We start from the raw sequence: 12,882 nt of genomic DNA, 5'->3' as shown, positions 1-12,882 counted from the left end.
TTATGAGTTTGTTTTTACACTACCCGTAGTGTTTTCCAGGAGAAAGCTGGTTGCGATCGAAGAGCCGTGCTTCTCGAAATTTGATAGCGATCGATGCACGTCCGATCTTGCGTGCTGGTACTTTCTCAAAGAACTAACGCATCAATTCAGCGGTTTTCTCTATCAGTTTGAGAGCCTACGGCTACGGGTAAATACCGAGCATCAAGCCCCAGGTATTTTTGCAAACGCAACCAGTCAAAGCCCGCGCCAGGGTCGGCCTTGCGGCCAGGGGCAATGTGTTCATGTCCTGCCAGGTGGGCAATGGGGTAACGTTGCATCAGTACGGCGCAAACGCTCTGGAGGCATTCATACTGTGCGTCTTCAAACAAGTCGCCTTCCAGCCCTTCGAGTTCAATGCCGATGCTGTCGTCGTTGCAATTGCTGCGGCCGCGGTAACCGGAGGTCCCGGCGTGCCAGGCGCGGTCATCGCAACTGACCAATTGCCAGAGTTCACCGTTGCGCCGGATGAAGAAATGCGCTGAAACCTGCAATCCTTTGATTTGACTGAAATAGGGATGGGCTTGCCAGTCGAGTTGGTTGTTGAAGAACTGCTGGACCTCTTGCCCGCCATATTGACCAGGTGGCAAGCTGATGGAGTGCAGCACAATCAAATCGATGTGGGCCTGAGGTGGTCGAGGACCAAAGTTAGGTGAGGCCTGATGCGCGGCAAATCGGTACCAGCCTTGAGACCACAGGGCGTCAGCAGCTTGCGTCAATGGCGTCATCGTCGGAATTCTCATCAGGGGTGGCGGTGGCAATCCCCAACCGGGCGATGCGGTACCGGATCTGTCGCAAACTTAAGCCCAGTCGTGACGCGGCAGCGGTGCGGTTGAAGTTGGTTTCTTGCAGGGTGCGGAGCAAAATGGCGCGCTCATGTGTATCCAGATACGCCTGCAAATCATTGGGAATGTGATCTACCGATGGGGTGGTCGTGACTGCAGGTGGTGCGGGGATGGGTGTGCTTTGGAGTTGGTCAAGGTCGCCCAGGGTCACGCTGCGGTGGAGCAGGTTTTCCAGTTCGCGGACGTTGCCCGGCATGGGCATTTGCGCCAGTTGCGCCAGCATTTCCTTGCTGAGCCTGGGTGTCGGCAAGCCGGCTTCCTGGGCAATGCGTGACAACAGTGCGTGGCACAGGTCTGGCAAGTCTTCTTGTCGTTCACGCAGGGGCGTGATGGCCACTTCAATCACATTGAGTCGGTAATACAGATCCTGCCTGAAGTTGCCCTGCTGGACTTCTGTGGCCAAATCTTTGTGAGTGGCGCTGATGATACGTACATCCACGATTTCTTCCTGCGGCGAGCCCAGGGGCCTGACCCGCCGTTCCTGAATGGCGCGCAACAATTTTGCCTGCATGGCCAAAGGCAGGTCGCCAATTTCATCCAGAAACAAGGTGCCTCCCTGGGCGGCCTGAAAGAAACCTTGTCGGTCCTGGTTGGCCCCGGTGTAGGCCCCTTTTTTGGCACCAAAAAATTCGGCCTCCAGCAGATTTTCGGGAATGGCACTGCAGTTCACGGCGACCCAGGCCTCCTGGGCCCGGTGGCTGTTGCTGTGAATCGCCCAAGCCACCAGTTCTTTGCCCGTGCCTGATTCGCCCGTGACCATGATCGGTGCCATGCTGGGTGCGACTTTAAGGATGCGTTCCTTGATCTGGCGGATTGCCATGGACTGACCCACCAGCCGCGCCAGCGACTGGGCACCCGGATGGTCTGGTCCGTTGCTGCATTCGGGCTGCGTCTGATGGCGCTGCGTGGTTTGCTTGGGGAGTGGGGGGGGGGTGCTGCGTAGCGCTTCAGCAATGACGGAACGGAATTGTTTTAAATCGACTGGTTTGGTCAGGTAGTCAAAAGCACCTGCTTTCAAGGCCTCAACGGCATTGGCAGGGGAGCCATAGGCTGTGATGACAATACAGCGCTCGCTGCGATGTCGGGCCTTGAGTTCGGAGATCAGTGACAAACCCAGGCCATCAGGCAAGCGCATGTCGGTAATGACAGCATCAAAGACCCTGTTTTCCAAGCAGGTGCGTGCCTGCTGCAGGTTTTCTGCGGTATCGACCCGGTAACCTTCACGCAACAGGGTCAGTTCATAAATAGTACGCAGGTCGGGTTCATCATCGACCACCAGGATGTGTTGGGTGGTTTGTGTCATGGTTTCACTCGTTTGGCTTGGTGGGCGCAGACTGCAGATCGTGTGGCGGCAAGGTTTTAAATACGACAAAAAATTCATTGCCCGTGAACATCTGCCCACCCATGGCGCGTGTGCTGCGTTGGTAATTGATCTCGGCACCATGACTGTCACACAGTTCCCGACAAATATAAAGCCCAAGGCCGCTGGAACGGCTCTCGGAGGAAAAAAAAGGTTCAAACAAATGTTGCTCCACGGAGGGGTCAAGCGGTGCCCCGTCGCTCCAGACCCGCAGGCAGATCCTCGCGCTCGCACCAGTTTCCCAGCTTTTGTCCAGATTGATCTGGATGGCATCGGGTCGCGTGCTGATGTAGCGTTGCGCGTTGTCCAGCAGGTTGATCAGAATGCGGCGCAGGTGTTCAGGGTCAAACCAGACCCAGGCCTGGGTGTTGGGCAGACGTAGCGCGATATTCGGTTTGTTGCCCCCATGTGATTGCCAGTCCCGGCAAATTCGCGGCAAGGTGAGTGTCAGGTCAAGCGGCTGAGCCTGAACCAGATGGTCTGTGTTGGGTGACTGGACGACATGCAGGATGTCGTGCACCGTTTTTTCAAGTCGCTGGGCATTTTGTTGTACCAGGCGACTCAATTGTTGCAGTCCGGGGTCTGACAGGTCTTCTGCGAGCAAGGCATTGGCTTGGACAATGGCGGCCAGGGGGTTGCGTATTTCATGGGCGACTGCGGCAGACATGCGTCCCATGCTGGCAAATTTTTCCACGCGCAAGCGCGCCTGCAATTCCCTTTGATCCTGCAAAAATACCACACACATGCCTTGCGCGTCCGGATTTAATTGCTTGGTCAGTTGTGTGTGTGCCATGACCAGACGTGTTCCGTGGCCTTCGTGCTGAATGCTGATTTCCAGATGTTGCGTCGTTTGCGTTCTGAATGTTTCGTCAATGAGATGGCGCAGTCCCTGCCAACCCGGCACATTGGTCAGGATCAAAGACCGATTTTGTGTACCTGGGGGGATGCACAATTGTTTTTGAGCGGCAGGGTTGGCGGATCGAATCAGGTGCTGTGCATCGACTACCAATACGCCATCACCCAGGGTTTCAATGATCAGTTCGTTGACCTGCCGCTGTACCGCAGCCGCCAATTGACTGCGTTGCGCTTTCAGCTCAATGCTGGCCAGTCGGCTCACCATTTGACGGGCGATAAAGGAAATGGCAAAACAACCCGCACCTGTCAGTGCAGCCTGGGAAAAAAGAGCACTGGTGTTCCACGGCGCTTGTAAAGACAGCCAGCCGGCGTGCGCAAACAGCAGCAGTGTGACACTGGCTGCGCTGGCAAGGGCCATCAGCTGTGAGCCCAGGACTGAGGCCATCAGGACCGGCAAGGCAAAGAGCGGGGTGTAATTGATGCTACTGTCTTGCATGGCTTGAAGCGCTGTAAATGCCAGTAAATCCACGCCCAGCGTGCGTAGCCAGGTGCCATTGAAACGCAGACCTGATTGTTTCGGCGCTGACATGACCCGCTCTGCCAGCGTTGCCATCAGGTAAGCTGCGCATATCACCAGGGGGGTCAGACTGGGTGCCGCGGCCAGACCCAACAGGCTGACCTGTAGCAGCACCAGCACGCCACCCAAGGTGGCACGGGCTGTCATGAAGCTGCGCCACAAACGATCAAACTCGTCGGGGTGATCGTTGAAGTCGGTCTCGGGTGACTTTTTTCCTGACCAGAGGGATGCCAGCGCGGGCAACTTCATTCAGGGTTCCGCTTGATGCAGGTGCTCCAGTCCACAATAGCTCCCGCGCTGCCCCTGAACCGCCTCAGCACGGGGAATGTGCACATGACAATGGCGGCAGGCCACGGTATCCAGTGGCGGGGCTGCCTGGTTGGTCGACGAAGACGGGCGCTGGCTGATGGCAGATGCGCGACTGCGCCAGAGCCAGACAGCGGCCAGTACCGCCAGCAATACCAGCAAGCCTTTCACAGCGTTTGCCCCAGCATGATTTCCATGACAAAACGGGAGCCAACATAAGCCAGCAATAGCAGGCCCGAGCCTGCGTAAAGAAAGCGCACAGCACGCTTGCCGCGCCAGCCAAGGCGGGCCCGACCCACCACCAGTATGGCAAAAGTAAGCCAGGACAATACCGAGAAAATGGTTTTGTGATCCAGTTTGATGGCGTGACCGCCGCCATACAACTGGCTGCCAAAGAAAAAACCGGCCAGCAAGGTGGCACTCAGCAGGATAAATCCGAGGCTGACAAAGCGAAAGGTCAACCGTTCCATGGTCAGCAGGGGCAGTCCGTTGACCGCATTGGCTGCCACGCGAATGCGTGCTTCAGCACGTGTCATGAACCAGGCGTGTATCACGGCCACGGCAAACAGGCCGTACGAGGCAATGCCCAGCGCCCAATGCAGTGGCAGCCAGGTCGAGGCGCTGGCATGCAGGGTCTGGCCCGGGAACAGCAAGGCCAGCAACACGGTTGCCGAACCCGCACTGGATAACAGCCAGGGTGTCTTGAGCTGGGGAAAAACGTAGCCCTCGATGGCATATACCAGCCCGACCAGCCAGGTGGTGACGGACAGTGCCGGCGCAAAGCCGAAACGCGGTTCACTGCCCCACAGTCCCCAGGCCAGCATCATGCCATGCAAGCACCACGCCACCCAGACCGCGATACGAGGCAGGGTCTGGCCGACGCGCGCGGCACCTGTGGCAGACGCTGCGTAGGCTGCTGACGCGCCCAGGGCCAAGGCTAAGGTGACTGGAGTTGCACTGGCTAAAATCATGCGCACAGTTTAGCGTTTTGTATCCTGTCTTTATACCCTTGACATTAACTCAGGTTCCGTTTGCCGGAAAAATATCCTATGGCCTCCGCTCTCACCGACAAACTTTCCCGCCTGGTTAAAGAAATACGCGGCCAGGCCCGCATCACTGAAACCAACGTTGCAGACATGTTGCGCGAAGTCCGCATGGCGTTGCTGGAGGCCGACGTTGCGTTGCCGGTGGTGCGTGACTTCATTGCCCGGGTCAAGGAAAAGGCACTTGGCCAGGATGTGCTGGGTTCGCTCACGCCCGGCCAGGCCCTGGTCAGTATCGTTAACAAGGAACTGGCCGCCACCATGGGCGATGGCGTCAGCGACATCAATCTGGCGGCGCAACCGCCGGCGGTGATTTTGATGGCCGGTTTGCAGGGCGCAGGCAAAACCACCACCACGGCCAAGCTGGCGAAACATTTGATCGAAAAACGCAACAAGAAAGTGTTGACGGTCTCCGGCGACGTTTATCGCCCGGCGGCCATTGAACAGCTTAAAACTGTTACCGCCCAGGCCGGGGCCGAGTGGTTTCCCAGTAGCGCTGAGCAAAAACCGGTGGCTATTGCGTTGGCGGCGTTGGACTATGCGCGCAAACACTATTTTGATGTGCTGTTGGTTGATACCGCGGGTCGATTGGCCATTGATGAGGTGCTGATGCGGGAAATCAAGGACTTGCACACGGCCATCAAGCCGGTGGAGACCCTGTTTGTGGTGGACGCCATGCAGGGCCAGGATGCGATCAACACGGCCAAGGCCTTCAAGGACGCACTGCCCCTGACCGGCATCATCCTAACCAAGCTCGACGGCGACTCGCGCGGCGGTGCGGCTTTGTCCGTGCGGCAGGTCACCGGCGCACCGATCAAGTTCGCGGGTACCAGCGAAAAACTCGATGGCCTCGAAGTGTTTGATGCCGAACGTCACGCCGGCCGCATTCTGGGCATGGGCGACATTCTGGCGCTGGTGGAACAGGTCACGGCGGGGGTCGACATGGCCTCTGCGCAAAAACTGGCGGCCAAGGTCAAAAGCGGGGCCAGCTTTGACCTGAACGACTTTTTGAGCCAAATCCAGCAAATGAAGCAGATGGGCGGTTTGAGCAGTCTGATGGACAAACTGCCGGCCGCCATGGCCGCCAAAGCCGGTCAGATGGACATGGGCCGGGTCGAGAAAGATGTCAAGCGCAAGGAAGGCATCATTCACAGCATGACGCCGCTGGAGCGGCGCAAGCCCGAACTCATCAAGGCCACGCGCAAGCGCCGCATTGCCGCAGGCGCTGGCGTGCAGGTGCAGGAAGTCAACCGCATGCTCAAGGAGTTTGAGCAAATGCAGGACATGATGAAAAAGATGAAGGGCGGCGGCATGATGAAGATGATGAAACGCATGGGTGGCATGAAAGGCATGCCCAAAATGCCGTTTTAACCAGCGTGCGCCGCTTTTTTCACTCAATGTTTCTCTAGCACCAGATTGATTCGCCGCTGGATGCCCGCGGCGGCGGCCTGTTTGCCGGCAGACTGCATGTGCTTGAGTTGCACGCCCAGCCATGCCAGCAAGGGCCGGCGCCAGCCCTGGCTGGAAGCGGTTTCGACCGCGAGGTCAATTTCCGTGATGGCCAGCGGCTCTCTTTGCAGCATCGCACCGGCAGCCACCAGACGCGCCAGCGGGTCTTGCATATGGTGCAATTCGCTGTAGTTGGGATTTGTTGCCATGGGGGCGGTGGCCTCATTTTTCGCAGCCTGAGCCTGTGTTTGTCGCACCAGAACTTGGTACTGCTTTGGCAGCTGTGTGGCATCAAGGTCATGCCATTTGCCACTGATAAAGCTGGCGTAGGCTTGTTCCGCAAGAGGCGCATCCCCGGCCAGGGCCTGGTACCCGGCGCAGGGCGTCAGATCCAGGCTGGCCACTTGCGTGGCGCAGCGCAGCAGTTCGATACGCGCCATCAGGTCGGGGCGACCGGTGCGGGCGATCTCTTCCTGGGCGCGTTTGAATTCAAGATCGGCCACCCGGCTGTTGCCACTCAGGTAGGCTGCCGAGTAGCGGTTCAGCGCGGCAAAAGCCTGGCTTTGCCATTCGGGTGGCACGGGCGTGCTGGTGCAGCCGGAGATCAGCAACGCGATGGCCATCAGGAACAGCAATTTTTTCATGGCAACTTGATTTCGTTATCCCGGGCAAAAGGCCATTTGCGGTTGATCTCGTCAGCGAGTTGGCTTACGCGGCGCAGACTGCTCTCGATTTCGGCGCGCAAGACCCCAAGGTCGGTGCTGGCGATACGTGCATTGGCGCCCACGACCTGGGCTTCGGCCAGCACGGCATCGACGTTTTTCAGGGTGTTGCGGGTGTCGCGGAGGACGCTGTGGAGCTGGTCCAGCGCAGCTTTGCTGCTGACCAGGGTCGCTTGGGTACTGTCCACTAGGCCATCGTTGCCAAACACGCGTTCTTCGGTTTTGGCCAGCAAGCGGTTGGTGCGTTCCAGTGTTTGAATCACTTTTTGCGCATGGTCATCGCTGCCCATGACACCCGACAGCAGGCCATAGCGGCCGTTCATGCGTTCGCTGGTGACTTTCAATTGGCTCAGACTGGTGTTGAGAGGCGATTCGGTGCCGGTCATGGCCTCCAGGTTTTCCAGCAGGGCCCGTGCCGACGCAATCAGCCGAGGCATTTCGGCCGAAGTGTCGCCACGCAGCAGCGTGCGCTCCGAGCCGGGCGGCAGCGGTGGATCGCTCATGATGCCGCTGTAGGCGCGGATTCGGGTGTCACCCACCACGCCGCGCTCCAGGGTAAAGATACTGGAACTGCGCAGCCAGTGGGCGTCTTTGTGCGGTACGTCGATCACCATGCGGGCCATGCCGTCGGCGGCGAGTTCTATGCGGCGCACGCGGCCAATGGGAAAGCCCGAAAACGTCAGGTCCATGCCTACGATCACCCCTTCGGAATCGTCCGAGACCAGCACCAGTTGTTGTGTACTCTCAAACACACCACGGGCTACCATGACGTACAGCACAAAGCCTGTCACCAGGCTGGCAATCAGCAAGAGTAGCGCATTGGCTCTGCGCTCGATGTGGGGCCAGGCCGGTGTCGGCTCGGCAGGGTCGGGTGTGGTCATTGGTGTTGTTCGGATGTATTAGATGTATTTAACAGCCAGGGAAGCTGCTTCAAGCAGGAATAAAACCAGAAACAGCCGCACCGCGCCAGGCTGGATCGTATCTGTGGCCCGATGTTGGGACGCCTCCAGACTGGCGGCCATCGGCACCACGGCGACCGCCAGGCTGAAAAACAGGATTTTAAGAATGAAGCCCAGGCTCACCGCTAGGTCGAAGACCTGGCCCACGGTGCGGGTAAAGCTTGGCAGCCCCCAGGGCGACAAACCATATACCGTGAAGTAAGTCATGACCAGTACGACCACGCTGCTGAGTGTGGCGAGCGCCCAGACTGAAAAGGTATCGGCCAGCACATGCGGTGTCGCATGGTTGCGCAGGTGGTCCAGGTCCAGCTTTCTGTGATGGACAGTCGGCTTGGCTGCCAAGTCAACCGCGCCAGCGTTGAACGCCAGACCTGCGCGCAAGGCCACGAACAAGGCGGCCGACAGGGGGATGAGCTCCAGCACCAGCACCCTTACCACCATCTGCAAGGCATACTGCGACAGGCCGTAACTCAGGGCGGTAACCACGACGATGCGGATCAACACCAGGCTCAGCAGGGCCGAAAGTGCCGTAAACCAGGGCATCGCTTGCCAGGTGCTGGTGTAAATGTGGCGGGCAGTGCGGTGGCGAAACTCTGGTGTGTAGCTGCTCGGACTGAGCGCCAGCACCAGTACGATGGATCCCACATGCAACATGTGCCGCCAACTGCGCATGTTGCGCAGCAGCGCATGAATCCAGATGGAAGGGCGGTCAGACAAGGCAGGATGGGCTGGCATGGCCTGATGATAATGAATCAGTGCTCTGCTTGCTGCACTGGGCCAGTGTGTGATTGCGTGCAAAATTGGCACATGCCGCAGTCGCCTGCCTCTCCAACAGCAAAACCCTTGACGGGGCCGCAAAGAGCCTTGCGCAAGCTCGGCTTGCTGCGTCCAATCGATCTGGCTTTGCATTTGCCACTGCGTTATGAGGATGAGACGCGGCTGGTTAAATTGCGTGACGTGCGCGAGGGCGAGACGGCGCAGGTGGAGGGCCGGGTGACCCATGCCGAGGTCAAGCTCGGTGGCCACCGGCAATTGCTGGTCACGCTGGATGACGGCTCGGGCACCTGCCTGTTGCGATTTTTCACCTTTTATCCCTCACAGCAAAAGGCACTGGCGGTGGGCAATCGGATTCGGGTGCGCGGTGAAATTCGCGGCGGCTTTGCCGGGCTGACCATGATGCACCCGGTGGTCAAACTCGCCGGCGGTGAACTGGCCACGGCCTTGACCCCGGTGTATCCGACGGTGGCAGGTTTGCCCCAGACGTATTTGCGCCGGGCGGTGCAGGCCGGTCTTGCCCGCGCTGAGCTGGCTGATACTGTGCCTTCGCAGTACCTTCAGGCGATTGGCTTGCATCCATCGTGGGATCTTCGTCAAGCACTCTCCTTTTTGCACAACCCGGCGTCCGATGTGTTGTTGGACACGCTGCAGGATCACAGCCACCCGGCCTGGCAACGGCTCAAGGCCGAGGAGTTGCTGGCGCAACAATTGTCGCAATTGCAATCGCGGCGTGCCCGTGACCAGCTGCGCGCGCCCACTTTGACTGGGGCTGGTGCCAACAGTTTGTTTGAGCGGTTGCTGGCTGCGCTGCCGTTTCAGCTCACTGCCGCGCAGCAGCGCGTGGTTGGGGAAATCAGCCAGGATATTGCCCGTTCCATTCCCATGCACCGTCTGTTGCAGGGTGATGTCGGTGCTGGAAAAACTGTGGTGGCCGCGTTGGCCGCTGCGCAATGCATGGATGCCGGCTGGCAGTGTGCACTGATGGCGCCTACCGAGATTCTGGCCACCCAGCATTTCGCCAAGCTGGTGGGCTGGTTGCAGCCTTTGGGTGTGACTGTGGCCTGGCTCACGGGGAGCCAGAAAGCCAAAGAAAGGCGCGACATGCTGGCGCTGATTGCCAGCGGCCAAGCTGCTTTGGTGGTGGGCACCCATGCGCTGATCCAGGACAAGGTGCAGTTCCAGAAGCTGGCGCTGGCCATCATCGACGAGCAGCACCGTTTTGGCGTGGCCCAGCGCCTGGCCTTGCGCGGCAAGCTGGGCAGCCAGCTTCAGGAGCCCCACCTGCTGATGATGACGGCAACGCCCATCCCGCGCACGCTGGCCATGAGTTACTACGCCGATCTGGATGTGTCCACCATCGACGCGTTGCCGCCTGGGCGCACGCCCATCGTCACCAAGGTGGTCAATGACGCGCGTCGCGATGAGGTGATTGCCCGCATCCGTGACCAATTGGTGCAGGGGCGGCAAATTTACTGGGTCTGCCCCTTGATTGAGGAAAACGAGGCGCTGGATCTGCGCAATGCGACCGAAATCCACGCCCAGCTCAGGGCCGCGCTTCCGGGCGTGCTGGTGGGCCTGTTGCATTCGCGCATGGCGCCCCTCGAGAAAAAAGCGGTGATGAGCCTGTTTGTCGGCGGCCAGATGGGAGTGCTGGTCAGTACCACTGTGATCGAAGTGGGGGTGGACGTGCCCAACGCCTCGCTGATGGTGATCGAACACGCCGAGCGCTTCGGCCTGAGTCAGTTGCATCAGTTGCGCGGTCGCGTGGGGCGCGGGGCGGCCGCGTCCGCCTGTGTGTTGCTCTATGCCACCGGGGACGCACCGCGCTTGGGGGAGGCTGCGCGTGAGCGGCTCAAGGCCATGGTCCAAAGCAACGACGGCTTTGAGATCGCTCGGCGTGATCTGGAAATTCGCGGTCCCGGTGAATTCATGGGTGCACGCCAGTCAGGCGATGCCATGTTGCGGTTTGCCGATGTGGTTACAGATGCCCCCTTGCTGGATTGGGCCCGCCGCCTGGCCCCGCTGATGCTGGACCAGCATCCGGCACAGGCCGAGCAGCATGTGCAGCGCTGGCTCGGCAGCAGGACGGATTATTTAAAGGCCTGACGGGAGGCTCGTCGAACGGGATTCTGGCGTCCGTGGCCTAGCGATAGTGTTCACGCCGGCGTTGATCCGCGACAAACTCTTCCAGGTCAGGGTCCATCGCATTGCGCGACGAAATAATGCCGATGGCTTGCCCCTCTTCAACCACCGGGACATGCCGAAAACCGTTTTCCTGCATGAGTACCAGGGCGTGGCCGTAGGATTGTGACGGTCCGAGTGTTTTGGGGTCGGCGGTCATCACCTCTCTCAGGAGGGTTGCTTTCGGTTCGAGTCCTGGGGCGATGACGCGAAACACCACATCCCGCTCGGTGAAAATACCGACCAATTGAGCGTCTTCAATGACCAGCACGGCTCCTGCATCCTTGGCCGCCATCAGGCGCGCTGCCTGGCTGACGGTCTTGTCTGGCGTTGCCGTGATGAATTTTTTGCGTTCCATAACGCTTCGTATAGGTAGATCGAACATGGTGAACCTCTTTTGCACATCCTAGCGGTACTATGAACGATTGCATTGATGCAAATCAACCGCAACTTCGAATTCAAAGCCGCGTATGCTTGGGAAATTATGCCAAAACTGATCCAGGCCCCCAATGTCGTGATCGCCACCCTGTGGGCGGATGCCCTCAAGGTGGAGGGTATTGTCGCCAGTGTGCAGCGCCAATACTTGAGCGGCGTGGCGGGGGAATTGCCTCCTGATCAGTGCCTGCCGGAAGTCTGGATTCAGGATGCTGCACAGGAAGCCCGGGCGCGTGAGCTGCTGCACCACTTGCAATATGTACCGCAGCGGCGCTGGCAATGTGCGTGCGGTGAATTGGTCGAAGGCGGCTTTGAACAATGCTGGGCTTGCGGCACCTGGATGCCCGGCTGACGCACTCTGAGAGAAAATAGCAGCATGACCCTGACCGAACTCAAATATATTGTGGCTGTTGCGCGTGAGCGGCACTTTGGCAAGGCGGCCGAAGCTTGTTATGTGTCGCAGCCAACCTTGTCCGTTGCGGTAAAAAAACTCGAGGAAGAGCTGGATGTGAAGCTGTTTGAGCGCAGCGCCAATGAGGTCTCCGTGACACCGCTGGGTGAGGAAATCGTGCGCCAGGCGCAAAGCGTGTTGGAGCAGGCTGCGGCCATCAAGGAAATTGCCAAGCGGGGCAAGGACCCATTGGGCGGTTCGCTGGCGCTAGGCATTATCTACACCATTGGCCCGTATTTGTTGCCGGACCTGGTCCGCCAGATGATTGCCAAAACCCCGCAAATGCCATTGATGCTGCAAGAAAACTTTACTGTGAAGTTGCTGGAAATGCTGCGTACCGGTGAGATTGATTGCGCCATTCTGGCCGAGCCTTTTCCGGACGCCGGGCTGGCGATTGCATCGCTTTACGATGAGCCTTTCATGGCGGCCGTGCCAGCCAATCATCCGCTGGCAGCCAAGGCCCAGGTGACCAGTGACGAGTTAAAAAACGAGACCATGCTGTTGCTCGGCAGTGGTCATTGCTTTCGGGACCATGTGCTTGAGGTTTGTCCTGAATTTGCCAGGTTTTCCAGTCAAACCGAGGGTATTCGCAAGAGCTTTGAGGGCTCATCGTTGGAGACCATCAAGCACATGGTGGCGGCTGGCATGGGGGTCACCCTGGTGCCGCGCCTGAGCGTGCCCAAGGAAGCGTTGGCGGCCAAAGCCAGGCGCCATGAGGATGCCTATGTGAAATACCTGCCGTTTGCCGGTGATCCGCCCATGCGCCGTGTGGTGCTGGTCTGGCGGCGCAGCTTTACCCGCTACGAGGCCATTGCCGCCCTGCGCAATGCCATTTATGCCTGTGAGTTGCCGGGCGTGCGGCGCTTGTCCTGAAGATTGGGTGCTG

At 59.0% G+C, this 12,882-nt stretch carries 13 protein-coding genes; 4 read left to right on the top strand and 9 right to left on the bottom strand.

Annotation, left to right across the window (positions count from 1 at the left end):
* Positions 1 to 146 precede the first annotated feature (146 nt).
* From ampD to ccsA, 5 genes are read right to left on the bottom strand one after another with little or no spacing between them, the layout of a single operon-like run.
* The gene (ampD, locus tag NDJ10_RS13020) at positions 147 to 764 is read right to left on the bottom strand and encodes a 1,6-anhydro-N-acetylmuramyl-L-alanine amidase AmpD (RefSeq protein WP_296162952.1); all 618 of its coding nucleotides are present in this window, start codon (positions 762 to 764) and stop codon (positions 147 to 149) included.
* The gene (locus tag NDJ10_RS13015) at positions 739 to 2,184 is read right to left on the bottom strand and encodes a sigma-54 dependent transcriptional regulator (protein WP_296162950.1); all 1,446 of its coding nucleotides are present in this window, start codon (positions 2,182 to 2,184) and stop codon (positions 739 to 741) included. Before NDJ10_RS13015 ends, ampD begins: the two co-directional genes overlap by 26 nt.
* A 4-nt stretch (positions 2,185 to 2,188) precedes the next feature.
* Entirely contained in the window at positions 2,189 to 3,922 is a 1,734-nt protein-coding gene (locus NDJ10_RS13010; protein WP_296162947.1) for an ATP-binding protein, read from the bottom strand.
* Entirely contained in the window at positions 3,923 to 4,150 is a 228-nt protein-coding gene (locus NDJ10_RS13005) for a PP0621 family protein (protein WP_296162945.1), read from the bottom strand.
* Positions 4,147 to 4,950 carry a cytochrome c biogenesis protein CcsA gene (ccsA, locus tag NDJ10_RS13000; RefSeq protein ID WP_296162943.1) on the bottom strand — a complete coding sequence of 268 codons (804 nt, stop codon included), beginning with the start codon at positions 4,948 to 4,950 and terminating at the stop codon, positions 4,147 to 4,149. The genes NDJ10_RS13005 and ccsA overlap by 4 nt, the downstream gene beginning before the upstream one ends.
* Positions 4,951 to 5,028: 78 nt before the next feature.
* Here ccsA and ffh point away from each other — a divergent pair, with 78 nt between their 5' ends.
* Entirely contained in the window at positions 5,029 to 6,393 is a 1,365-nt protein-coding gene (gene ffh / locus NDJ10_RS12995) for a signal recognition particle protein (RefSeq protein WP_296162941.1), read from the top strand.
* 23 nt (positions 6,394 to 6,416) lie between these two features.
* Here ffh and NDJ10_RS12990 read toward each other — a convergent pair whose 3' ends face one another.
* Genes NDJ10_RS12990 through NDJ10_RS12980 form a run of 3 tightly spaced genes read right to left on the bottom strand, consistent with a single transcriptional unit; the run spans position 6,417 to position 8,887 of the window.
* On the bottom strand, positions 6,417 to 7,115 hold the full coding sequence (locus tag NDJ10_RS12990) for a hypothetical protein (RefSeq protein ID WP_296162939.1): 699 nt from the start codon (positions 7,113 to 7,115) through the stop codon (positions 6,417 to 6,419).
* Positions 7,112 to 8,074, bottom strand: a complete 963-nt coding sequence (locus NDJ10_RS12985) for a mammalian cell entry protein (protein WP_296162937.1) — start codon at positions 8,072 to 8,074, stop codon at positions 7,112 to 7,114. The genes NDJ10_RS12990 and NDJ10_RS12985 overlap by 4 nt, the downstream gene beginning before the upstream one ends.
* Positions 8,075 to 8,092: 18 nt before the next feature.
* On the bottom strand, positions 8,093 to 8,887 hold the full coding sequence (locus tag NDJ10_RS12980) for an ABC transporter permease (RefSeq protein ID WP_296162935.1): 795 nt from the start codon (positions 8,885 to 8,887) through the stop codon (positions 8,093 to 8,095).
* 72 nt (positions 8,888 to 8,959) lie between these two features.
* Between NDJ10_RS12980 and recG the strand changes: the two genes are divergently transcribed.
* Positions 8,960 to 11,035, top strand: coding sequence for an ATP-dependent DNA helicase RecG (gene recG, locus NDJ10_RS12975; RefSeq protein ID WP_296162933.1), 2,076 nt, complete (start codon positions 8,960 to 8,962; stop codon positions 11,033 to 11,035).
* 37 nt (positions 11,036 to 11,072) lie between these two features.
* Here recG and NDJ10_RS12970 read toward each other — a convergent pair whose 3' ends face one another.
* On the bottom strand, positions 11,073 to 11,468 hold the full coding sequence (locus NDJ10_RS12970) for a CBS domain-containing protein (protein WP_296162932.1): 396 nt from the start codon (positions 11,466 to 11,468) through the stop codon (positions 11,073 to 11,075).
* Positions 11,469 to 11,594: 126 nt separating this feature from the next.
* Here NDJ10_RS12970 and NDJ10_RS12965 point away from each other — a divergent pair, with 126 nt between their 5' ends.
* Together NDJ10_RS12965 and NDJ10_RS12960 are read left to right on the top strand one after the other, a co-directional pair.
* Entirely contained in the window at positions 11,595 to 11,897 is a 303-nt protein-coding gene (locus NDJ10_RS12965) for a DUF2007 domain-containing protein (protein WP_296162930.1), read from the top strand.
* A 24-nt stretch (positions 11,898 to 11,921) separates the two neighbouring features.
* The gene (locus NDJ10_RS12960) at positions 11,922 to 12,869 is read left to right on the top strand and encodes a LysR substrate-binding domain-containing protein (protein WP_296162928.1); all 948 of its coding nucleotides are present in this window, start codon (positions 11,922 to 11,924) and stop codon (positions 12,867 to 12,869) included.
* The last annotated feature ends 13 nt before the right edge of the window (positions 12,870 to 12,882 follow it).

The sequence above is a fragment of the Rhodoferax sp. genome (assembly GCF_023700745.1).
Taxonomy (GTDB): domain Bacteria; phylum Pseudomonadota; class Gammaproteobacteria; order Burkholderiales; family Burkholderiaceae_C; genus Rhodoferax.
Note: the sequence above shows the minus strand (reverse complement) of the source record. Positions and strands in the feature narration are given on the sequence as shown.